Origin of the sequence: Streptomyces albireticuli, from assembly GCF_002192455.1 — a bacterium.
GTDB lineage: Bacteria > Actinomycetota > Actinomycetes > Streptomycetales > Streptomycetaceae > Streptomyces > Streptomyces albireticuli_B.
The window spans coordinates 7893499-7915370 of the sequence record NZ_CP021744.1 but is presented as its reverse complement, the minus strand read 5'-3'; the positions used below and the strand labels follow the sequence as shown (position 1 = coordinate 7915370).

Below are 21872 nucleotides of genomic sequence, written 5' to 3'. Positions count from 1 at the left end.
TGCCCGGCGACCCCTGGAGTTCCCGTCATGACCGAGAGCACCGACACCACCGACCTCACGCCCCCGGGCGTCAACGCGGCGTTCAGCATCCCGGACTCGGGCGAGTCCCGGGCCTCCGTCTTCATGGTCCGCGGCAGCTGGGCCGTGCGGCACGAGGCGGCGGCGGTGGCCCCGCCGGCCGAAGGAGGCGCTGTGCGCGACCTGTGGCCCGGACTCCCCAGCACGTACCGGAACGGCTTCGACGCCGCCTGTTCGACGGACTCAGCGCGCGTGTACCTGTTCAAGGGCGCGACCTGTGTGCTGTACGACTTCGCGCAGAACGCGACGGTGCCGCCGAACGCCTCCCCGGCGCCGATCGGCGACAGGTTCCCCGGGCTGCGCAAGGACGCGCCGGACTTCGCCGAGGGCATCGACGCCGGCCTGCCGGCACCCGACGGCACGGTCTACTTCTTCCGCGGAAACCGGTGCGTCAACTACGACATCGACGGCGACGAGGTCCTGGAGCAGGGCACCATCGCCGACTTCTGGCACAACCCCGACCACCCCGACCCCGGCATCGCCGACGGCATCGCGGCCGCTTTCAACCACCCGGCCACCAGCAACGGCTACCTCGTCACCCGGGACGGCAAGCGCTACGTCGAATGCGACACCGACCCCGCCCGGCACCGCGTCACCTCCGGCGCCAAGACGCTCCGGGACCGGTGGCCGTACCGCGCGTTCCTGACCGTGCTCGACGGGTTCAACGGCCGGCTGTGGGTCTTCGACTCCGACAGCGGGCAGACGATCAGGCAGAGCCAGACCGGCCGCGAGTCCGGTGGCGTCGTGGTCTCCCCCGACGGGTTCCGCGTCCTGGCGACCACCCTGGGGGGCGGCGGAGGCGCGGGGAGCCTCACCCTCCTCGACATCACGGCGGGCACCGTCAAGACGGTGGGAGCGGGTACGGCGCCGTACCGGGTGGCGGCCCTGCCGGACGGCTCCGCGGCCTACGTCACCGACCCCTCGGACGAGGCGGTGTACGCGGTCGACCTCACCACCGGCGACGCGCGTCGCATCGACATCGGCCCCCGGCCCGAGGGCGTCGTGGCCTCGCCGGAGGGCGACCGCGTCTACGTCGGCCGCGAGTCCGACCCCGCCGTGGCGGTCGTGGACACCGCGCAGCACGCGGTCACCGGCGGGTTCGGCGGCGACACCATGGCGTCCTGCCTGGCTCTCACCCCCGACGGCACCACCCTGGCCTTCGGCATCGTGCCCGTGAACATGGTGGCCGTCGCCAGTACCGCGGGCGGCGGCGAGCCTCCCCTCGTCCCGGTCGGTCAGTCCCCGGAGCAGCTCGTGGCGTCACCGGACTCCCGGTACGTGTACGTCGCCAACCGCGGCGCGGAGGTGAAGGTGATCGACGTCGCCGCCATCCGCGAGGTGACACCCATCCGCGTGCGCGACCGCTCGAACGCGATCGCGCTCTCACCGGACGGCGAGCACCTCTACGTGACCAGCCAGGGCGCCGACTCCGTGCAGAAGCTGCGGGTGTCCGACGGCGAGCAGGTCGGGGAGTTCGCGCTGGGATCGGCGCTGGACCGCTACGCCTACATGGCCATCGGCCCCGCCTGGGGCTGACGGAGCGGCGGAGACCGGAGAGACGGAGCGAACCAGGCCATGGAAGTACGACGCCCTCAAGACAGCGCCCTTGTGCTGACCTGCGTTGTGGAGACCGACCCGGCACCGGCCCAGATCTCCCAGGGACCGACACCGGCGACCGTCGCACTGCGGATCACCCTCACGAATCACCAGCGGACCGCGGTGCACGTCGACAAGGTCCGTATCTCCTTCCCGGTGGGAAGCGGACCCGGCGACCTGACCACGAAACCGGACAGCGGTGTGCCGTACCTCGACAACGGCCAGCACTGGCGGTTCCAGCGTGATGCCGAGACCGGGGAGTTCGTCCTCACGCCGAGGCCCCTGAGCCGGCGTTTTCCCCCCGGGGACCAGGTGGAGCTGACGATCGCCGGTATCGAGGTCAACTCGGCGGTCGGGACCAGCGAACTGACCATCGACGAGGCCGTCCACGAGGGTGGTGAGCCGCGGCAGGAGGAATGGCCGCTGGCGAAGGTCCCCGTCGGGTTCGGCGTGGGTGACTTCCGTCCCAGGCACATCCTCGTGCAGGGCGGTTCGCCGACCGCTCTGACCTGGCGGGGCGACAGCCGGCCCGGGGCCACGTACACGATGGTGCACGCCGGGAAGACCGAAGACGTCACCGACGTCCGTAACTGGCCCACGCCGGACCTGCACCGCGACAGCACCTTCGTGCTCGCGGTGGAGGTGCGGGAGGACGGCGGCGTCGCCGAGTACGCGCTGACGACCACGGTCACGGTCGCCCGGCCCGACCTCACCATCGGCGACCTCACCGTCCACGGGAAGACCACACTCACCCACCTGCCCACGGAGTTCGGCCTGGGAGAGGCGGACGAGCTCACGTACACGGCGGAGACGGACGGCTTCCTCACCGGGCAGCTCGTCAGCGAGGAGGACGCACCGGGCGACGACGCCCCCACCCTCACGGTCACGGTCTCGGCCGACGGCACGGACCGGCTCACCAGCGTCCAGGCACGGCAGGCACCGCCGGACCCCGAGGATCCGCGGTTCCCGGGCTCCCGGCTGACGGCCGTCGTCCCCAGGGGAGCCCGGGTGACGATCGGCCGGTCGGGCACCGCTCCGAGCCGGCACCTTCTTTCCTGGCAGCCCTTCGGTACCGGCGAGCTCAAGCCCGTGGGCTCCTGACGGCGGTGTGCCGCCGGACGCCCCGGCGGCACACCGCTCCCGGCGGAACGCGTGGCAGCCGTGCACCGCGGCCCGGAGCGGCACAGATCGGGGTCAGCCGTCGCAAGTCGACAAAGCCCTTTCGTCACACGCCGGTTGTTGTAGATCATGAGCGGCGTACCGGTGGCGGCGGTCGGCCGAACGCACGGACTCCGCTCAAGGCCACACGTTCTGTTCCGAAGGAGAGCAATCCGGTGAAGCAGGCTTCAGGAAGTCTCCCGCGAGTCCGCCTGTCGGCCGTCCTGGCCGGTTCCCTCGCCCTGCTGGCGGTGTCCCTCGCGCCCGCGCCGGCGCAGGCCGCCGCCGGCGCGGGGTCCGGTCCCGTGGAGCCCGGCGTCCCCTACTACCTGGTGGCCACGAAGCTCGACCGCGGGCTCACCGCGGAAGGCGACTCGGTCCGCTACACGAACAGCGCGGGAGACCGCGGGATACCCGTCGTCTTCGAGAAGGACGACAACTCCACATGGGGTGAGGGGTATCAGATCAGAATGCAGCGGCGGGGCGGTACGCCCATGCTGTGTCACTCCTACGAGCGCCGGATCGTCCTGATGGACAGCTGCCGGCAGAATCCCTGGATGCTGGTCTCCACCGGGGACTCGTTCCGTGTCAAGACACGCTGGGACGGCTCGTACCTCTTCTTCGCGGCATCCCCCGCCTTCCCGAACGACAAGGCGCTGTACTGGAAGGACCAGTACGGCGCGGGTGACCTCGACGTCATGGAGTTCAAGGCGGTCAAGGCGCGATAGGGCGCCGTGCCCGGGTCACGCGTGAGCGGCCCGGCACCTCGCGGTCGGACCCGCCGGGCCCGCTCGTGGAACCGGCGGGCCCGCCCACTCGGCGGTGCCGCAGCTTCGCGAAGGCCGCTTGTCAGGCGGACGCGGGCAGGTGGATGTCCAGGAGGCACACGTCGTCGCGCTGTTCGTCCGGGAGGAGACGGGACAGCAGGGTGTCGAGCGGGCCGGGGCCGTCCGCGGACAGTTCGGTCCCGGCGGCGCGGGCGAGGCGGCCGAGTCCCTCGTCCAGGTGTTCTCCGGGGCGTTCGACCAGGCCGTCGGTGTACAGCAGCAGGTGGTCGCCGGGTTCGATCCGGCACACGGCCTCGCCGAAGGAGGGTTGCAGCGTGGCGCCGAGCAGTATGCCCTCGGGCGGGGAGAGGAACTCCGCCTTCCCGTGGCGTACGAGCAGGGGCGGCGGATGGCCCGCGTGGACCCAGGTCAGGCAGCGGTCGGCGGGGTCGTAGCGGCCGAGCACGAGGGTGGCGGTGGCATGGTGGTCGCGGGTGTGCAGGAGCAGGGTGTTGAGCCGGTGCAGCGCGCCGGTGAGCGACGAGCCGGTGACGATCATGCCCTTGGCGGTGAAGCGCAGCTGGGCCATCGTCGCCACCGCGTCGATGCCGTGTCCGGCGACGTCGCCGACCGCGAAGAGCATGCCGCCGCCGGGCATTTCGAGGGCGCTGTACCAGTCGCCGCCCACGTTGAGGTCGTCGTGGGAGGGGAGGTAGGCGACGCCGACACGCAGGTCGCCCAGGTTCAGCGACTGCTCGGGCAGCGGCAGGAGGGCGTGTTGCAGGCGGGCGGCGACCGTCCGTTCCGCCCGCAGGACGTCGCGCTGGGCCAGGACGGCCTGCCGGCTCTCCGTCAGGGCCAGTTCGGCGGTGCGCTGCGCTGTGACGTCCTGGACGAAGCCGTGCACTTCGACGGGCGTGCCGTGGGCGTCGGGCACCGCCTCGGCGACGACCCGCAGGTGCCGGACACCGCCCCGCGTCGTGATGCGGACCAGGTGGTCGACGCGGGCGCCCGTGCTCAGGAGCTGCCGGCGCGCGCGGGTGAAGTCCGGGGCGTCCTCGGGCAGGACGTCCCCGGGGAAGGCGTCGAGGGGCAGCGGGCCCGATTCCGGGTCGCGGTCGAGGACGGCGTGGACCTGGGGTGACCAGGTGATGGCGCCCGTGACGAGGTTCCAGTCCGTCCAGCCGAGGTTGCCGAGCCGCTGGAGGTCGGCCAGCAGGGCCTGTTGCCGGGCGATGTCGCCGTGACCCGTCCAGGTGACCACGAGGGCGTCACCGAGTTTCGCCGCTCGGACGGAGTAGGTGGAGCGCTGCGGCAGGCCGGCGACGACCTCCTCGTAGGTGAAGGGCTCGCCTTCGTACGGTGTCCCCGTGGTGAGTGTCCGCAGGTAGCCCTGCCAGGCGTCGGCGCCTGCCACGGTGGGGTAGCACTCCAGGACCCGCAGTCCGACCAGTTGGCGGCCGCGCCGGCCGGCGACGTCGAAGGATCGCGGCGCGGCGGCGTCGATGCGGAAGTCCTCGACGTCACCCGCCGGTGACCGCAAGGGGGTGAGGAGGACGGCGGGGCCGGGGAGGACGTCGAGGACGGCCTGGACGAGTGCGGCCGTGCTGTCTTCGGGCCCTTCCGGGCAGCCGGGCCGCGCGGGACGCGCGGCCGACGCGCACCATCCGGACGGCTCCGGGGTCCCGGACCTCCCGGACCTGGTGGACGGCCCGGGTCGTCCGTTCAGCCGGAGTGCCCCCGGGCGCGCACCCCCTGTGCGGAGGCTCCCGGCGCACAGCCGGGCTACGGACCGGAGCAGCTCGCGCACGTCCTCGTCGAAGGGGGCGTCCACGGTGCGCAGGACGCCGAGGGCCGCGGTGACCCTGCCGCCGGTGGTGACCGGGAGCCAGGCGCGGGTGCGCCACTTCTGCGGCGGCTGCCCGATCAGGTGGTAGCGCTGTGCGTCCTGTACCGGGTCCTCCAGCCATACGGCTTCGCCGCGGCGGACGGCGTCCAGGGCGGCGATGCCGCCGACGGGCGGCACGGACCGCCACTGGGCGGCGACCGCGGCCCCGGCGCCGGCGTGCCCGGCGAGCTCCAGGGCGTCGTGCGGGGTGCGGGAGAAGAGGAGGACGGCGTCGGCCCGGACCGGGGGCCCGGCCAGGTGGTCCAGCAGCCGTTCCGCGACATCCTGCGGGCAGGTGGCACCGGTGAGCGCCCCGCTGAGGTCGCCGAGGAGTGCGGTGCGGGAGGGCGTGCGCGAGGTCGTGCCGGATTCCCGCACTTGCCCGGCCCGCCCGGCGGCGGGGGCCGGGCCGCGGCGTGTCGCCGGCCGGGACGGCTCCGGGGAGCACTGGTCCGGGACACGGGGAACGTCCGTGACGCCCTGGGCGGGGAGGAAGAGCGGCTGGGCCGCCTGCGGGATGTCACCGAGGGCGATCCAGCACTCCTCGGTCAGCGTGCGGCCGTCGGCTCGCGCCCGCCGCGCCAGTTCCTCGTGCGCTTCCGTGGCCGAGCACCCCGACCGTGCCATCAGAAGACCTTTGGCGCGCTCCAGCACGGCCGCGGTGGACGCCTGGTGGCGAAGGCGCTCGTTTTCGGCGCGTAACGCGGCCACGACCTTGGCCAGCGCGACGACGTCGGCTGCGACGCCGGACTCCTTGTCCTTGACAGGTTCGCTCGTCACGTCACCGAGGATGTCACAGGCGGCAGCCGCAGGAGCCTCGCGCGCGGGTGCCGGTGGCCGACCGGGCGGAGGAAGCCACGTCCCGGCCGTGTCCCGCGTGCCTCAAGTTTCCTACCGCTCACAGCGGCACAAGAGGCTAGGGCCGGTACTCGTCGTGGAACTGCTCGAACACCAACTCGTAGCCGTCCAGGTCCTGTCCCACGAAGATCCGGGCCCAGGCCGTGACTTCCGGTTCACTCACCACGGGGAGCCCCTCGCGCCGCCACAGGTCGTACACGGCGTCCAGATCCGACGTCGGCAGGGCCAGCGCGAAGCCGAGCCCCAGCGGCCCGGCCTTGACCATCTGTTCCTCCTCCGGCCGGTTGTACTCATGGGCATGCATGTCCGACAGGATGAGCCAGGTGTGGCCGAAGGTCAGGTAGCGCAGATTCGGCTGCTCGTCGTTGGGGATCTCACGGAATCCCAGCCGGCGATAGAGATCGCCGGACGCTTGCAGATCCCGGACCCGTAATCCCACCTTGACCTGCTTGGCGCCCATCATGTTCGGGTTCCCCTCCGTTGGCTCGGCCGCGGCGACGGCGCAGGCAATCCAAGCACCGAAACCTCCGTCCCACAACGCCTGGGCCGCGCGAGACCCGGTCCTTCAGCCGCTCGCGCCAATGGCACGATGTCCTTCCCGCACCATGCGAAACAAGCGACGGAAGCGACGGACATGACCCACGCCCACGCGGTTCGACAGCTGCGCGTGCTCGCTCGCGAGCGCGGGTTCGGGTGCACGGTCGGATCCGACCGGCTCGTCCAGGCGGGCCTCGACGCCCTCCTGGCCGGCGTCGAGTCGCCCTCGCTCCCGCTCCTGGCAGGCCTCGGCCGCAAAGAGGAGTCGGAGGCGCGAGAGCTGTTCGACACGGTCCTGGAGGAACTGGGACTCGGCTTCCGGGCCCCCGCCGACCCGGCGGCCGCCCGGTGGGCTCTCGCCTACTGGCTGGCCTCGCGGATCGCTGACGGCTCGCTCGACCCCTTGACCGGCGCCGACCGGATCCGGGCCGATGCGGCCACCGAGCTCGACCACCCGGAAGCGCTGGAACCGATCGTCCGCCTGGCCAGGCACGCGGCCGACTGGAACGAGAACTGGGACCCGCCCCTCGCCGAGCTCAGCGACGGAGTCCTCCAGGCAGCCCGCGAACTGCTCGGCACCCGATCGTCAGCGGATCTTGAGCTCTGACGGGCGGACAGGGCTCACGCTGCCGGTCGTTGCCGCGCCGGGCGCGGCCGGGCCCGCCGGCGCAGGTCCCGGCCGCTTCGGTCAGGTCATCCCATCGGCCCGAAGACGACAGGCGGGATGATGACTTCCTTGCGTCCGCCGGTCTTCAGGTCGAAGGTCTTGTCGATACCGCCCGAATCCTTGGCCAGCCATACCCCGTTGACGGTCACCTCGGTGGGAAGGCCGAAGAGGCTGCCGTCCACCTTCACCGACACCTTCCCGGTCACCGAGCCGAGCTCGGGCCACCACGTCTGCGACGTTATCTTCGGGGCCACGCCCACGCTCTCCTCGTGGCTCCAGCTGATCGAGAGGGCGCCCAGGCACCAGCCGGGCTGCATTCCGCCGTTGTTGTGGAACAGGCGGACCTTCTTCAGGTCGCCGATGTCGTCGATGGTGATCTGATAGATGTCGAAATCACCTTGCTCGAAGTCGTTTCCCGGCTTGTCCAGCTCGATCTCCGGGCTCTTGCCCTTCTCGCCTATGAGCTGGATCTTCACCGCCGCGTCGGTACCCGCGTCCGTGATGTTGGCAGTGGCGATGTTGAGGCTGTAAGTGATCTTCCCGGACATGACGCTCCTTCACATGTGGAGTGCTTGCCGTAACCGCCCCCGCACGCTAAGCCACCATTGATCACCGGTGCCAGTGAAGATCGCGCCATACCCGTCAGGCCTGCGGCCTCCCGGGAGACCAAGCCCCCGGGAAGGACTCGGCCTCCCCTTCCGGCGGCAGCAAGTGGCCGAGCCCCTGCGCGGTGCCTGCGGCCAGCTCCGCCGCGCGCGGCAGCATGATCTCCTCGTAGGCCCGTACCGCGGCGTCGGTCTCCGGGTGGGCGACGAGGGCCAGGGCGAGTTCGGCGCCGTCGAGGAGGGCCAGGTTGGCGCCGACGCCGAGCGGCGGCATCAGGTGGGCGGCGTCGCCCACCAGCGTCAGGCCGGGCACATGGTCCCAGACAGGGGGTACGGGCAGGGCGTACAGGGGCCGGTTGACGAAACCGCTGTCGCCGGCCCGCAGCAGGTACAGCAGGCTGTCGTGCCAGCCGTCGTACATCTCCAGCAGGTGGGCGCGTACGGCGGCGGTGTCGGCGAAGTCGAGCCCGGCGGTGACGTACCAGTCCTCCGGGGCACGGAACATGGCGACAGCGTCGAGGTGACCGCCGCTGTTGCGCTGGGACGTCAGCCCCTTGCCGCCGGACCGGGCGGACATGGTGCCTTCGCCGACCAGCCGGGCGAACGCCGGATGACGGCTGTCGGAGTCGTGGAATCCGGTCCCGACGAAGGTGACGCCCGTATAGCGCGGCACGGCGTCGGACAGCGCCGGACGGACGCGCGACCAGGCGCCGTCGGCGCCGACGACCAGGTCGAAGTCCTCCCCCGTGCCGTCCTCGAACAGCAGCCGGTGCGTGCCGTCGCCGCGGGGGACGACGCGGCTGACCGGACGTCCCCAGCGCACGGTCCCGGTCGCGAGGGAGTCGAGCAGCAGCCCGCGCAGTTGCCCGCGGTCGATCTCCGGCCGGGTGGCGTGGCCGTCGGCGGGCCGGTCGACCTCCAGGACCTCGGCGGTGAAGGGGTCGAGCCGTCGCCACACCTCCCCCTCCGGGCGCGCCAGTGCGTGGAACCGGTCGAGCAATCCGGCCTCGCGCAGCGCCTGCTGGCCGGTGGTGGAGTGGATGTCGAGCGTGCCGCCCTGCGTACGCGCCGCGGGGGACGCCTCGCGCTCGAAGACGGTGACGGACCAGCCGTGCAGCTGGAGGATGCGGGCGCAGATGAGCCCGCCGGGGCCGGCCCCGACGACGGCGATGCGAGCGGAAGTGGCGTTCACGAAGGACCCCTTCGACGGCGGGAGGGTGTGGAAATGCGCGCAGGACGCGACACTCTCACGAAAGCACACCCACTATGAAAGTGCAATGACTTAACTTTTTGCCTGACTCAACCTGAAGGGCGGCCGGCGGGGTATGGTGAGCCGGTGAACGCACCGACCGGACGCCGCGAGCGCAAGAAGGCCCAGACCCGCAAGGCCCTGGCCGACGCCGCCCTGGAGCTCTTCCTCGACCGCGGCTACGACCAGGTCGGTGTGAAGGACGTGGCGGACGCCGCCGACGTATCGGTCACCACGTTGTTCAAGCACTTCCCGTGCAAAGAGGCCCTGGTCTTCGACCTGGACCAGGACATCGAGGCGGCCCTCGTCGCCGCCGTGCGCGAGCGCGCGCCCGGCGTCTCCGTCCCGCAGACCCTGCGGGAGCACCTGCTGACGACGGTGGGCCTGCACACCCTGGCGCTGAGCCCGCACACCCCGATCCCCCATCCGCCGGGCGAGCAGCCCTCGGGGTCGCTGCTGGCGGAGTTCAGCCGCATGGTGGAGGAGACTCCGGCGCTGCGCGAGTACGCCCACCGGATGTGGATGCGTCACGAAACGGCCCTGGCGCGGGCCATCGCCGAGGAGACCGGCGCCCCCGAGGACGACGCCGCCTGCGCCGCCCTGGCCCGCTTCGCCCTGGACACTCCCCTCCTCGCCCGCCGCCACCTCGACCCGCACCGTGCCCTGCACGAGATCTTCGCCCTGCTCGAACGGGGCTGGGACGGCCCGGGCGGCCGCTGACGGCCCTTCACCACCGGCCTCCGGGACAGTCCGGGCTCCGGCTGCCCCGGTCCGCCGCGCCGGGGTCTGGCCGCGCCGATCGACGCGTGCTACGAAGAGGCATGGCGCCTTCGAGGGACACACCTGGGCCGATCCCGGCCGCCGCCCACCGGACAGGAGCCCGCCACGGGGCCGGGCAGGCCACCGGAACGTACGACGCGGTGATCGTCGGTGGCGGTCACAACGGTCTGGTCGCCGCCGCGTATCTGGCCCGTGCCGGACGCCGCGTGATCGTCCTGGAACGCCTCGGCCGGACCGGCGGCGCGGCCGTCTCCACGCGCCTCTTCCCCGGCTTCGACGCCCGCGTCTCACGCTACGCCTATCTCGTCGGCCTGCTGCCCCGGAAGATCGTGAAGGACCTCGGGCTGCGCTTCGCCGTCCGCGGGCGCGCGGTCTCCTCCTACTCCCCCAGCGTGCGTGCGGGGCGGCCCACCGGCCTTCTGGTGGAGCGCGACCGGTCCCGTACCCGCGCCTCGTTCGCCCGGCTCACGGGATCGGACAAGGAGTTCGACTCCTGGCAGCGGTTCCACGGCATGACCCGGCACGTGGCCGAGCGGGTCTTCCCCACCCTCACCGAACCGCTTCCCACCCGGGCCGGACTCCGCGCCCGTATCGACGACCGGTCCGCCTGGGAAGCCCTTTTCGAGCGCCCCCTCGGCGAGGCCGTCGAGGCCGCTTTCGACGACGACCTCGTGCGCGGCATGGTGCTCACCGACGCCCTCGTGGGTACCTTCACCCACGCCCAGGACACCACGCTGCGACAGAACCGCTGTTTCCTCTACCACGTCATCGGTGGCGGCACGGGCGACTGGAACGTCCCCGTGGGCGGCATGGGGGCACTGACCGACGCCCTCGCCGACGCGGCCCGTTCCGCCGGCGCGCGCATCCTCACGGAGTGCGAGGTGACGCGCATCGCCACGGACGGCCGGACGGCCGAGGTGACGTCCACGCGGGGTACGTTCGCGGCGCGGCACGTCCTGGTCAACGCCTCCCCTCACGAACTGGCCCGGCTCCTGGGTGAGCGGCCCCCACCGCCGGCCGAGGGCTCCCAGCTCAAGGTCAACATGCTGCTGCGGCGCCTGCCCCGGCTGCGCGACACCGGCGTCGAACCGCACACCGCCTTCTCGGGGACCTTCCACATCAGCGAGGGGTACGAGGAGCTGGAGACCGCCTACCGACAGGCGTCCACCGGCCGGATCCCGTCCGCCCCGCCCTCGGAGATCTACTGCCACTCCCTCACGGACCCCTCCGTCCTCGGCCCCGCACTGGCCCGCGAGGGCTACCACACCCTCACCCTCTTCGGACTCCACGCACCGGCCCGGTTGTTCACCACCGACCACGACGCCACCCGGGAGCGACTGCTCCGGGCCACGCTGGAACAGCTCGACTCCCACCTCGCCGAGCCGCTCGCCGACTGCCTGGCCGTCGACAGCGACGGCCGCCCGTGCATCGAGGCCAAGAGCCCTCTGGACCTTGAGCGGGAACTGTGGCTGCCCGGCGGCGACATCTTCCACTCCGCACTCGAATTCCCCTGCACGGACGACGGTGACGAGCTCTCGGCGGCTGCGCGGTGGGGCGTGGGGACGGCCCACTCCAACGTCCTGCTGTGCGGGTCGGGCGCGGTACGCGGTGGCCTGGTCAGCGGCATCCCGGGCCACAACGCGGCCATGGCCGCACTGGGCCACTGACCTCGCCGGGACGGCTCCTTGAGGATGCCCTCAGCCTCCCTCCGGCCGAAAAGTGGGGATCGCCAGCGTGGTCACATGTGGTCAGGGGCCGGGGTGTGGTGGTCCAGCAAGCGGGTGAGCAGCCGCGCGAGCTGGTCGCGTTCGGCCGGGTTCAGCGGCGCGAGCAGTTCGTCGTGGAGGTCGTCCAGGACCTTGTCGAGGCGGCGCAGGTGGCGGCGGCCTCGGGGGGAGATCGTGATGATGTTACGGCGCCGGTCGCCGGGATCCGGCGCCCGGTCGACGAGGTCGCGCTCGGCCAGTTCGTTGAGCACGCCGACCATGTCGCTGCGGTAGATGCCGGTGCGCTCGCTCAGCGCCGCCTGACTGCCCGGCCCGTGATCCTGTAGCGAGGCGAGCACGGCGTAGTGCCACTTGCGGGCGTCGACCCGCGCCAGCCCGTCGTTGATCAGCCGGTCCGACCGCGCGGTCAGCTGCGACAGCTGCCGGCTCGTCTGCCGGCGCAGTCTGTCGGGCGTTCTGCGCCCGCCGTCGTCTGGCACGTCCGCGGCTTCGGCTCCGGTCATGGCACTCATCCTACCCATTGCGTTAGTCCGACTAACGATGTACGGTCATCCGCGCCGGAAACGTTAGTGACACGAACGTTAATTCGGCGAACCAAGGAAGGAAGATCCGCTATTCCCACCAAGATGTTGCAGATCCCCACCCCGGACGGCCAGGCCGACGCCTTCGCCGCCTTCCCCGGCCACGGCGAGCGGCACCCAGGGGTGCTGATGTACGCGGACGGCTTCGGCCTGCGGCCCGTGCTGCGGGAGATGGCCCGCGAACTGGCCGGGCACGGGTACTACGTGCTCGTCCCCAACCTCTTCTACCGGCACGGCCCGGCACCGGTGATCGAGCTTCCCGAGTACATCGGAGAAGAGGCACGCCCCGCGGTCTTCGCCGAGCTGATGCCCCTGATCGAGGCGCACACCACCGAACGGGTCCTGAGCGACGCCGCCGCCTACCTCAGCTTCCTCACCGCCCAGCCCGAGGTCAGCACCGGCCCGGTCGGGGTGACCGGCTACTGCATAGGCGGCCTCCTGGCGATGCGCACCGCCGCGGCACACCCCGGCCAGGTGGCCGCCGTCGCCGGATTCCACGGCCCCGTGGGCGCCGACGGACCCGACGGCCTGCGCCGCCTCCTCTCCACGCTCACCGCCCAGGTCCACCTCGGCCACGCCGAGACCGACCTGACGCCCGCGGCCCTCGGCGAGCTCAACCGGGCCCTGGACGCCGCGGGTGTCGACCACACCTCCGAGATCTACCCCGGCACGGTGCACGGCTTCACCATGTCCGACACCGACGCCTACGACCCCGCAGCACTCCAGCGCCACTGGGACCGCCTGCTCCCCCTCCTCGGCCGCACCCTGACCAACGGCTGAGGCTCCGGCCACGTGGTGATCGTCCGTCAGCGCGTGGTGCGCGCCGCGTCGCGCAGCTTGCGCCACGTGCGGCTGACGGGCGCCAGCCCGGCGCGCCTGGTGCCGGCGCCGGCGTCCTCCCATTTCCGGGCCGTCTCGGCGAGCGTCTCCGCGCTCGTCGCCGCGGCCGGCCGCCGCGCCTGCGCGGCTCGTGCGGCGAGCCGCAGGTCCTCCGGTCCGATCGTGTCGAGCCTCGCCCGGACGTGGTCGATCAGCGTGGCGCAGGCGTCGGCGATCGCGGCCTCGCCCAAGGGTCGCGCCGGGAGGTCCAGTCCTTCGGACAACTGCTGCTCCAGAGCTGTGCGCAGGTCCTGGAGGGAGGTGTCGCGGATCGTCAGCGACAGGTGGGCGGACAGCCCGCCGGCGCCCACCGCGCGGTGGGCGAAGCCACGCGGGACGTAGAGCACGCTGCCGGGTTCGAGGACGCCGCGCAGGAGCAGCGGGGAGTGCTCGTCGTCCGGGAGCTCTCCCAGCGACCAGTCGGCGACCGCCGGTGCGTCGTGGACGTACCAGGTCTTGCGCCCGGCCGCCTGGAGGACGAACACGTCGGCGTCGTCACGGTGCACCGCGAGGCCCTGAGCACCGGCGGGTGTGACGAAGAAGAACGCCTCCACGCGCCGGCCGAGCTCCTCGGACAGCCTCGCCACCAGATCGCCTGTCGGGCGGTGCCACTGGTCGACGCACCGCAGGAGCAGCGTCGCCCCGGAGTTCAGGAGGGCGACGACCTTCCCGCGGTCGGCGAAGCCGTGGTGCGTGGTGCCGTTGACCACGCGTGAGGTGGTGTAGGCATCGGGCGGGACGGTGACCTTGTCGGAGCGGACCATCTCCAGGTAGGGCGTGCGCAGCAGCCCTCCGTCGAAGGCGGCGTCCAGCTCGTCGAGGTCGAACGGCGAGGCGAGGGTCTCCGGCGTGAAGACCGCGGGCCGGCGCTGCCACTGGTGACCGGTGAAGCCTTCGAGGTCGCCGACCCAGGCGGCCAGCGTGGGCGATTCCATGGTGTTTCCCGTGGTGTCAAGGGTGTTCGGTGCTCACGGCCGGCGGCGTCTGCCCGGTGCGGCCGTGGGGGGCGGGTTCCGCCGCGGGAGGGTTCCGCGGGGTGCTCACGCTGTCCTCGCCGGGACCGGCGGGCGGTGCAAGGGCGCGACGCAGCGGGTCACGACCCGGCTTCCGCGTCGAACCGGACGGAGAGCAGGGAGCGCAGGGGGACCTCCGCGTCCCGCCGGGGGCCGCGGATGGCGAGTCCGTTGTCGAGGCCGACGGTCAGCAGGCGCTCGGCCAGGGGGACGACCAGGTGCTTGGCCCAGCAGCGGGCGCCTTCGAACCCGAACGGCATGAACGCGGGCGTCTTCTCCGGGTCCGCCACCCCGGCCCATCTCTCGGGCCGGAACTCCAGGGGGTCGGTCCAGTAGTCGGGATGACGGTGCATCAGGAGCGGGAAGAGCGCGACGTTGTCCGTGGGACGGATCTCGGGGTGCAGTGCGGTGTACGCGTCCCCGCCCTTGCGGTACAGCATCCACGCGGGCGGCAGCAGCCGCAGTGTCTCCCACAGGACCGCGGTGAGGTCGGCGCGGGCTCCTCGCTGTTCCCGTGCCGGCCCCATGAGCCACAGGGCGTTGCCGGCCAGCGCGGCCACGCCGTCGCAGAGGGTGGCCGTCGCACGCCGGTACAGCGCGACGGCCTGCTTCCTGTCCTGGGTGCCGGACGCGTCGCGGATCTGCTCCGCCAGCGCGGTGCCCCCGCCCTCGGCGCCCGATCCCGGCCAGACGGTGACGGCGCGGTCGACGACCCGGGAGAGCGTGTCGGAGCGCGTGATGCCGCGTTTCGACAGCAAGGACACCGGCAGGGGGTCGGACGCGAAGAGCCACCGGCGCAGGTAGGAGGTGGCCGCGTAGGGCCAGGAGCCGGAGAGCCCGCGCGCCGGGGGCGGCGGAGTCCGGATGCCCGCCATGACGTCCTGCCCCAGCGCGCGGATCGTCCGTGTCGCGCTGTCGTGGTGGATGTCGGCCCCCGCGGCGGGCTTGAAGACCGAGCGCTCCGTCGCCAGCACGGGGCGCGCCGCGACGACTTCGGCCATCAGATGGCAGTCGGAGACGCCGACCGTGGTCGCGTCGATCCGGAACACCTTCTCTTCCCTGGCCAGCAGCTCCTGTATCCGCGGGGCGTACACGACGGAATGGTCGCGCACCGCCGCCGGCGCCATTTCTTCCACGAGAATCCCGCCTCCATTGGAATGGCGATGAAATGCGTTCCCCGCGGCAGGCGGAGAACTCCGGACGGGGAACGGGCGGGACCGCCGCTCCGCGCCACGGCCCGGCCTACGGCGGAATCCGACACGGTCGTGGCCGCCGCGGACCGCGGCAGCCAGGGGTTGCTCTGCGGCGTCGGCGGAGGGCAGTAGTGCGACTGCCCTCCGCCGACGACGGTGCATCAGATGACGTGCAGGACCCACGCGTGGTTGGCGAGGTCCTCGTCCTTCTTGAACCGCTTCACGATCGCCTTGACCATCTTCATGACTACTCCATTCACAGGATTGCGGGCACGAGGAAACAGGGGGCGCCCACGCCATTATTGGAATTCGGCGTTCCGGTCCGGAAATCCGAATGCCTCATCTAAACCCGGACCCCGATCGAACGCGAGTGTTTCTGACATTCTCCTGACGTAAAACGATCAGGACTAGGTGAATCCCTATGCCGGGGTGACCGCGGGTACGGACACGGTGCTCCCCCTTCCCGCCGGCTTCTCCCCCTCACCGCCCGGAGTCCGCCCGGGTCGCGCCCAGATCGGCCCGCATCTCCCGACGCAGCTCCCGCAGCCGCTCCCACAGGGCATCGATGCCCTCCTGTACGGCGGCCGGCGCGTCCCCCGGCCGCGGCAAACCGTCGTCCAGCCGCCGGACCATGCCGTACACCGCCCCCAGGCCGCGACCGAAGGTGCCCGCGTGGTCGAGCACCCGCTCCGGCATCCGCATCTGCGCCTTCGCGTAGACCTCCCGGTGCTGGTCACGCGCCTCGGTGAGCCGCTGTCGCACGTACGGCAGGTCGGCGTCGCGCCCGAGGGCGTACAACTGGTCGGTGAGCGCGGCCAGGTAGTGCCGGGCCGCGGCGTTGAGCTCCACGTAGCACGACCGCAGTTCCTGCGCCTCGCTGCGCCGCCCCCACAGCTCCTCGACACGCTCCCGCTCCCGCTGCCGGCTGCGGTCGGCCGCCCGCTGGACCAGCAGCGCGGACAGCAGCGTCCCGAGGACTCCCACGACCGCGACCAGCAGAGCGGTCGTCACGTCGATGTCCACGCCACCTCCTCCCTCTCCCCTTCACGACCAGCGAATCAGCGAACGGCGTGCCGCGTGAAGGCCGGCCCCGGACGTCGCCCGGTGTTCGACCCGCCGACGCCCACCGGGGCAGCGGAATCGGGGTGGCCCTTGGCCGCACGGGCATTCGGTGGAATGAACGGCACCGCGTGCGGGGGATCTCCCGCGCCGCTCATGCGCGGACGCTGCGTCAGCTTCGGTCCTCGTCGCCGATCGCCCCTCGGGAATGGGCCGGGAACCGGAGAATTCTTCCGTCGTCAGTGGCCGGTCGCGATCGGGAAAGGACGGGAAGCGGATGGGCATGGGGCACAGGTGGGGCAAGGCGTGGGGGTACGCGGGCGTGGCCGTGGTTCTGGTGGCCGCGGGTCCGGCGGCGCTTCCCGCGGCCGCGCACTCCGAAGAGAGAGCGAATGCCGTCCTCAGCTGCGTAGGAATCAACTCCATCGCGTTCTCACCAGGATTGACCTTCCTGACGAAGCCCACACGGATCACCGGCCGTGGTGATTACCGCTGTGCGTCGACGGATCCTTCGGTGACGACGGCGAAGTCCGTGATCAAGGGCGAAGGCGAGAACAGCTGCCTGTTGTCGCGTTCGGTCACGGAGGAGCACATCACCTGGAACACCGGTGAACGGAGCACGGTCGTCTACGACGTGGGAATCGTGCCGCAGCCCGCCGGTGAGGCCGTGGTGCTGGTCGCGGGCAAGGTGACGTCCGGCAGGTTCGCGGGCCGGAGGGTCGCTTCGCCCGGTGTTCAGCTCACGGCCGATCCGTTGAAGTGCGCCGGCGGCGGGGTGAAGGTGATCGGGGGCCCGTCGGGGCTGGTGTTCTCCTGAGCATGGCCGGGCGACCGTTCCTCGTCAGGGCTCACGGCCCTGACGAGCGACCGATTCCAGGACGGCCTCGACGTCCGCCCGGGTGCTGGTGGGGTTGATGGTGCACATCCGCAGCACGGTGGCTCCGCGCACCCGGGTGGTCAGGATCAGGGCCTGACCACCGGCGCAGACGTCGCGGCTGACACGTTCCTGGGCGGCGTCGGCGTCCCAGTCCTCCGGCGCGTCGGCCGGGTGGTAGCGAAAGGTGAGGACGGCGAGGCTGGGCGGGGTGACCAGCCTCAGATCGGGGTGGGCGGCGATGAGCGCGGCGGCGTGCTCGGCGAGGTCCATGCCGTGCTCGATGGCCTGCCGGAACGCCTGGGCGCCGAAGGTCTTGAGCGAGAGCCAGAGCTTGAGGGCCCGCAGACCTCGGCTCTGCTGCGGCCCGTGGTCCGAGAGGTTGACCTCGTCGCCCCGGGATGCGGTCGGCTGGAGGTAACCGGTGTCCAGGGCGTGGCGTCCCAGCGCGAAGGTGGCGGGCAGCAGCCCGGGGCGACGGAGCAGGACGCAGCCGGCCTCGTAGGGCTGGAAGAGCCACTTGTGCGGGTCGACGGTGAGGGAGTCGGCCCGCCGCAGGGCGCCGCGCAGATGGTGACCGCGGGGAGTGGCGGCGGCCGCCGCACCGTGGGCTCCGTCGATGTGGAGCCACAGCCCCTCCCGCTCGCACAGGCCGGCGAGTTCGTCGAGGGGGTCGACGGCGCCGGTCCCCGTGGTGCCGAGGGTGGCGACGACGGCGAAGGGGCGCAGGCCCTCGTCCCGGTCCCGGGCGATCCGCCGGGCGACGGCGGAGGTGTCCAGGCGCAGGTTCTCATCCGCGGGGACGGCGGAGAGCTGGTCACGCGTGAGACCCAGGAGGTGCGCCGCGCGCGGGACGGACGGGTGGGCCTGGGTGGAGCAGTACAGGCGGGCGTGTGCGCGGTCGGCGCCCAGGTGGTGGTCGCGGGCGACGGCCAGGGCGGTGAGATTGGCCAGGGAGCCGCCGCTGACGAACAGGCCACCGTGGCTGTCGGGCAGGCCGAGCAGTGCCTTGAGCCAGCCGAGAGTGGTGAGTTCGAGCTGGGTGGGCCCGGCGCCGACGAGCCAGGCTCCGGGGACGGACAGGTGGGCGGCGGCGAGCGCGTCGGCGAGTACGGCCGGGAAGTTGCCGGTCGAGGGGACGAAGGCGAAGCAGCGCGGGTGGTCCAGGCGGGTCGCCTCGCCGAGTGCCCGGTGGGTGACGTGGTCGAGGAGTGCGGGCAGGTCCGAGGTGCCGTGCTCGGGAAGGGGCTCGTCCAGGGCGGTCCGGAGGGTGTCGGGCGAGGGTACGTGGAGGGGCGGCCGGTCATCTGTCGTGGTGAGCCGTTTGATGATCAGTTCGATGGTGTGGTGGCCGGCTTCGCGCATCCGCTGTTCGTCCAGCCGCAGGGGCGGGAGTCCGGCTGCTGGTGGCGCGCCTGCTGGTGACGTGTGCGGCAGGTCCTGGCCGGGGAAGCCGGAGGGGCCTTCGGTGCCGATCCGGGACCGCCGGAGGAACGCGTCGATCCACGCCAGTGCGTCCGGTCCCGGGCGCGGGCGTGGTTCGAGGGCCGCGACGGGCCGCCCGAACTGGGCGAGCGCCAGCTCGTCGCCGGCACGGACGGGTCCGGGGCGGGCGATGCCCCACCACAGGGCTTCGTCGGCGGCGATGCCGACGGTGGCGGGGAGCGGGCCGGTCACTTCATGGCCGGCTTTTCGGTAGCGCCCCGAGGGGGCGAGGTCGTGCACGGTGGTGTCCGTGGCGGTGTGCACCACGAGCTGGCTGGGGTGCGGGCCCGGTGGGAGTTCCCGTGCCACCGGATCGGGAAGGGCGGGGAGCAGGAAGGACAGGATGTGCAGGCCCAGGGACGGCAGGAGTCCCGCGCCGCGCTCGACGGCCTGGACGAGGGAGACGACGGTCTGGAACCGGGGGTTGACTTCGACGGCCGTCAGCCGGCCGGTGTCCTCGACGAGGTCCAGGCCGAACACTCCGCGGAAGCCGCGTCCGCGGAGCACTTCACCCACGCGACGGGCGGCCTCGCGGGCCTGCCCGTACCAGCCCGCGGGCAGGTCGTCGGGGTGTACGAGCTGGTTGCCGCAGTGGGTGCCCCAGCCGGCGGCCAGTTCCGGGAGCCCCACGAGTTGGTGGGAGACCGCCGAGACAATGGTGCGGTCCGGTCCCGCGCAGGCGGTGACGGTCAGGGAGATCCCGGGGGCGTAACGGCTGAGCTTGACCGGCTCGCCCGGCCAGGTGTCCAGGAAGTCCTGGAGGTCCGACGGGGAGTCGACGAGGACGGTCCCGCGGCCGATGAGGTTGTTCTGCCTCCTTTGGGCGACCGCCCGCGGCCAGCGGTCGTTCCAGTACGTCCCGGCCGGTGCCCGGCCCGTCGCGGGGACGATCCGTGACGGCGGCGTGGGTACGCCCGCCCTCGCGAAGAGCTCGACGGCATGGATCTTGTCCGCGGCCCAGGCCGTGACACCGGGATCCGGGGCGAGCAGCCGGTATCCGTACGTGCGGGCCCAGGTACGGGCGTTGGTGCCGTGTTCGGGGGCGAAGGACACGCACAGCCGGCGGGGGTCGGGCGGGGGCGGCCGATGGCCGGGTGGGGGCTCGGGCAGCGGCTGGAACGCGGAGACCCGCTCATGTCTCAGCCAGGACGGCGCCGGCTGGAACGACGCGCTCAGGAAGGGGCAGTGGTCCAGCCACACGACCTCGTCGACGGACTCGGCCAGCAGGCGCAGCCCCGCCTGCCCGTCGACGCCCTCGATGTCCCCGGCGGCCCGGGAGGCACCGCTCCGGAACCCGGTCAGCTGTGGCACGGCGGTTCCTCCTTGACCGATGCTCCTGCCAGGGTCTCCACCCGGGAGTGCAACCGCTCCAGGTAGAGCTCGCTCTCCGGTTTCATCAGCACACTGCGCAGGATGTGGGTGTGATCACGGTCCGCGGCGGCTGCCTCATGGCGGGCGGTGAAGTCGGCGGCGCCGATGCGGGCGACACTGAGGAAGACGGGGTCTTCCTCGGCCGTCATACCTCGGCGCATCACCTCGTTGCTCGCGAAGCCGATCCGGGACAGCGTGGCGGGTGTGGTGCGCGGGTGGCAGGTGACGATGTCGAGCTCGGGCGGCTGGTACAGCTCCAGGACGGGCGACGCGTCGATCATTTCCGCCCAGCGCAGTGCGGCCCTGCGCCCGGCCGCGAGGACAGCGCCGAGCCCCTGGCGCGTCAGCGGCAGCAGCTTGAGGGTCAGCCACAGGGCGGCCGCGGAGGCACCGGAACGTGAGCACTCCAGACTGATTTCCCCGAGGTGCGGCCGCTGGGACGTGAAGTAGGTGTACGGGGAGTCGTGCCGGTAGAAGCGGGCGACCGCCGGGTCGCTGAAGAGCACCGCCCCGCAGCCGTACGGCTGCAAGCCGTGCTTGTGCGGATCGATCACCACCGAGTCGCAGTGGGCGATGGCCCGCCAAGGATCCCCCGCCACCAGAGCCCCCGAGGGCTCCTCGTCGGCGAGGAGCGTGAAGAAACCACCGTAGGCGGCGTCCACATGGACGCGCGCACCATGCCGCCGGGCCAGCGGCACGATGAGGTGCAGGGGATCGACGGCCCCCAGCGCCGTGGTCCCCGTGGTGGCGACGACCGTCCCGACCTCCCCGGTGGACAGCAGCTGCCCCAGCGCACCCGTATCCATGCGCCCGCGGACGTCGACGGGCACCGTGTGCACCCGCATGCCGAGCAGGTGGCCCATCCGGGCATGGGTGTAGTGGGCTTCGGCGCTGACGGCGATCCCCTGGCCGGGGTGACTCTCACGGGCGACGAACAACGCCTCCAGGTTCGCCAGGGTGCCACCGCTGGTGAGGTGCCCCAGGTGCGTCCGCAGGCCGAACATGGCCGCGAGCCGCTCGACGGTCTCCTCCTCCATGGCCGAGGTGGCCGGACCGCCGTCCAGGGCGTGGTTGTTGGAGTTGACGAGCATGGCGGCCAGATAGCCCGCGACGGCGACGGGGTGCGGCGGCTTGAGCATCTGCCCGGCGTAGCAAGGGTGGAAGAACGGATAGCTGCCGCGCAGGCGAACGTCCAGCTCCGCGAACGCCGACGCGCAGGCGCCCTCGTCCACCGCCATGGCGGGATGGGCCGCGTACGCCTCGTACTCCCCGGCCCATGCGTGAAATGCCCCCACAGCCCGCTCAAGCCACTGCTCCAGCGCCATCCCGCCCCCAGCCACCCGGCCGCCCCTGGCCAAGTGACCCTAGTCCAAGCGAAAACCCCGGGCGGGGAATCATCGGGGCAAGTACATGAACTGGTTGAGTGTCGGCGTCGTGGGGTTGCTCCGGAGGGGCCGGGTCGCAGCCGGTTCCCGTCGGCCTCCTCCCCCGCGGCGGGGCGAACGGT

Annotated in this window: 18 protein-coding genes; 8 read left to right on the top strand and 10 right to left on the bottom strand. The window is 72.1% G+C overall.

Annotated features, from left to right (window positions below; genetic code table 11):
- Positions 1–27: 27 nt before the first annotated feature.
- The 3 genes from SMD11_RS33685 to SMD11_RS33675 all read left to right on the top strand — a co-directional run bounded on the left by SMD11_RS33685 (position 28) and on the right by SMD11_RS33675 (position 3560).
- A complete protein-coding gene (locus SMD11_RS33685; protein ID WP_087930048.1) occupies positions 28–1614 on the top strand; it encodes a cell surface protein in 1587 nt (528 codons plus the stop codon).
- A gap of 39 nt (positions 1615–1653) precedes the next feature.
- A complete protein-coding gene (locus SMD11_RS33680) occupies positions 1654–2775 on the top strand; it encodes a hypothetical protein (protein WP_087930047.1) in 1122 nt (373 codons plus the stop codon).
- Between the two features lie 233 nt (positions 2776–3008).
- The gene (locus SMD11_RS33675; RefSeq protein ID WP_087930046.1) at positions 3009–3560 is read left to right on the top strand and encodes a hypothetical protein; all 552 of its coding nucleotides are present in this window, start codon (positions 3009–3011) and stop codon (positions 3558–3560) included.
- Positions 3561–3681: 121 nt separating this feature from the next.
- On the opposite strand, the gene SMD11_RS33670 is transcribed toward SMD11_RS33675, so the two are convergent.
- Both SMD11_RS33670 and SMD11_RS33665 read right to left on the bottom strand, forming a co-directional pair.
- Complete coding sequence (locus SMD11_RS33670) at positions 3682–6267, bottom strand: SpoIIE family protein phosphatase (protein ID WP_087930045.1); 2586 nt, start codon at positions 6265–6267, stop codon at positions 3682–3684.
- Positions 6268–6403: 136 nt separating this feature from the next.
- Complete coding sequence (locus tag SMD11_RS33665; protein WP_199844012.1) at positions 6404–6808, bottom strand: VOC family protein; 405 nt, start codon at positions 6806–6808, stop codon at positions 6404–6406.
- A gap of 171 nt (positions 6809–6979) precedes the next feature.
- Between SMD11_RS33665 and SMD11_RS33660 the strand changes: the two genes are divergently transcribed.
- Entirely contained in the window at positions 6980–7489 is a 510-nt protein-coding gene (locus SMD11_RS33660; protein ID WP_087930044.1) for a hypothetical protein, read from the top strand.
- 86 nt (positions 7490–7575) lie between these two features.
- On the opposite strand, the gene SMD11_RS33655 is transcribed toward SMD11_RS33660, so the two are convergent.
- Together SMD11_RS33655 and SMD11_RS33650 are read right to left on the bottom strand one after the other, a co-directional pair.
- Entirely contained in the window at positions 7576–8097 is a 522-nt protein-coding gene (locus tag SMD11_RS33655; RefSeq protein ID WP_087930043.1) for a PLAT/LH2 domain-containing protein, read from the bottom strand.
- A 94-nt stretch (positions 8098–8191) separates the two neighbouring features.
- Positions 8192–9346, bottom strand: a complete 1155-nt coding sequence (locus SMD11_RS33650; RefSeq protein ID WP_087930042.1) for an FAD-dependent oxidoreductase — start codon at positions 9344–9346, stop codon at positions 8192–8194.
- A 144-nt stretch (positions 9347–9490) separates the two neighbouring features.
- On the opposite strand from SMD11_RS33650, the gene SMD11_RS33645 reads away from it, so the two are divergent.
- Both SMD11_RS33645 and SMD11_RS33640 read left to right on the top strand, forming a co-directional pair.
- Positions 9491–10123: a TetR/AcrR family transcriptional regulator gene (locus SMD11_RS33645; RefSeq protein WP_087930041.1), complete on the top strand. Its 633-nt coding sequence runs from the start codon at positions 9491–9493 to the stop codon at positions 10121–10123.
- A 101-nt stretch (positions 10124–10224) separates the two neighbouring features.
- Positions 10225–11850: a phytoene desaturase family protein gene (locus SMD11_RS33640; RefSeq protein WP_087930040.1), complete on the top strand. Its 1626-nt coding sequence runs from the start codon at positions 10225–10227 to the stop codon at positions 11848–11850.
- A gap of 71 nt (positions 11851–11921) precedes the next feature.
- On the opposite strand, the gene SMD11_RS33635 is transcribed toward SMD11_RS33640, so the two are convergent.
- The gene (locus SMD11_RS33635) at positions 11922–12413 is read right to left on the bottom strand and encodes a MarR family winged helix-turn-helix transcriptional regulator (protein WP_087930039.1); all 492 of its coding nucleotides are present in this window, start codon (positions 12411–12413) and stop codon (positions 11922–11924) included.
- Between the two features lie 111 nt (positions 12414–12524).
- Between SMD11_RS33635 and SMD11_RS33630 the strand changes: the two genes are divergently transcribed.
- Positions 12525–13271 (top strand): dienelactone hydrolase family protein, encoded by a 747-nt coding sequence (locus SMD11_RS33630; protein ID WP_087930893.1) that lies wholly within the window; start codon positions 12525–12527, stop codon positions 13269–13271.
- Between the two features lie 26 nt (positions 13272–13297).
- On the opposite strand, the gene SMD11_RS33625 is transcribed toward SMD11_RS33630, so the two are convergent.
- The 3 genes from SMD11_RS33625 to SMD11_RS33615 form a co-directional block, all read right to left on the bottom strand.
- Positions 13298–14305 (bottom strand): JmjC domain-containing protein, encoded by a 1008-nt coding sequence (locus tag SMD11_RS33625; RefSeq protein ID WP_087930038.1) that lies wholly within the window; start codon positions 14303–14305, stop codon positions 13298–13300.
- Between the two features lie 158 nt (positions 14306–14463).
- Positions 14464–15510 (bottom strand): cytochrome P450, encoded by a 1047-nt coding sequence (locus tag SMD11_RS33620; protein ID WP_107421992.1) that lies wholly within the window; start codon positions 15508–15510, stop codon positions 14464–14466.
- 546 nt (positions 15511–16056) lie between these two features.
- Positions 16057–16599 carry a hypothetical protein gene (locus tag SMD11_RS33615; protein ID WP_234366293.1) on the bottom strand — a complete coding sequence of 181 codons (543 nt, stop codon included), beginning with the start codon at positions 16597–16599 and terminating at the stop codon, positions 16057–16059.
- 358 nt (positions 16600–16957) lie between these two features.
- On the opposite strand from SMD11_RS33615, the gene SMD11_RS35660 reads away from it, so the two are divergent.
- The gene (locus SMD11_RS35660; protein WP_159395445.1) at positions 16958–17452 is read left to right on the top strand and encodes a hypothetical protein; all 495 of its coding nucleotides are present in this window, start codon (positions 16958–16960) and stop codon (positions 17450–17452) included.
- Between the two features lie 24 nt (positions 17453–17476).
- Here the strand turns inward: SMD11_RS35660 and SMD11_RS33605 are convergent, their stop codons facing one another.
- The gene (locus SMD11_RS33605) at positions 17477–20305 is read right to left on the bottom strand and encodes a pyridoxal-dependent decarboxylase (RefSeq protein ID WP_087930035.1); all 2829 of its coding nucleotides are present in this window, start codon (positions 20303–20305) and stop codon (positions 17477–17479) included.
- The gene (locus tag SMD11_RS33600) at positions 20293–21690 is read right to left on the bottom strand and encodes a pyridoxal phosphate-dependent decarboxylase family protein (RefSeq protein ID WP_087930034.1); all 1398 of its coding nucleotides are present in this window, start codon (positions 21688–21690) and stop codon (positions 20293–20295) included. The genes SMD11_RS33605 and SMD11_RS33600 overlap by 13 nt, the downstream gene beginning before the upstream one ends.
- Positions 21691–21872 lie beyond the last annotated feature (182 nt).

Coding starts and splice junctions, on each gene's coding strand:
- SMD11_RS33635 (WP_087930039.1), bottom strand. CDS start 12,413: ATGACCGGAGCCGAAGCCGCGGACGTGCCAGACGACGGCGGGCGCAGA.
- SMD11_RS33655 (WP_087930043.1), bottom strand. CDS start 8,097: ATGTCCGGGAAGATCACTTACAGCCTCAACATCGCCACTGCCAACATC.
- SMD11_RS33600 (WP_087930034.1), bottom strand. CDS start 21,690: ATGGCGCTGGAGCAGTGGCTTGAGCGGGCTGTGGGGGCATTTCACGCA.
- SMD11_RS33665 (WP_199844012.1), bottom strand. CDS start 6,808: ATGATGGGCGCCAAGCAGGTCAAGGTGGGATTACGGGTCCGGGATCTG.
- SMD11_RS33685 (WP_087930048.1), top strand. CDS start 28: ATGACCGAGAGCACCGACACCACCGACCTCACGCCCCCGGGCGTCAAC.
- SMD11_RS33680 (WP_087930047.1), top strand. CDS start 1,654: ATGGAAGTACGACGCCCTCAAGACAGCGCCCTTGTGCTGACCTGCGTT.
- SMD11_RS33660 (WP_087930044.1), top strand. CDS start 6,980: ATGACCCACGCCCACGCGGTTCGACAGCTGCGCGTGCTCGCTCGCGAG.
- SMD11_RS33620 (WP_107421992.1), bottom strand. CDS start 15,510: ATGGCGCCGGCGGCGGTGCGCGACCATTCCGTCGTGTACGCCCCGCGG.
- SMD11_RS33640 (WP_087930040.1), top strand. CDS start 10,225: ATGGCGCCTTCGAGGGACACACCTGGGCCGATCCCGGCCGCCGCCCAC.
- SMD11_RS33625 (WP_087930038.1), bottom strand. CDS start 14,305: ATGGAATCGCCCACGCTGGCCGCCTGGGTCGGCGACCTCGAAGGCTTC.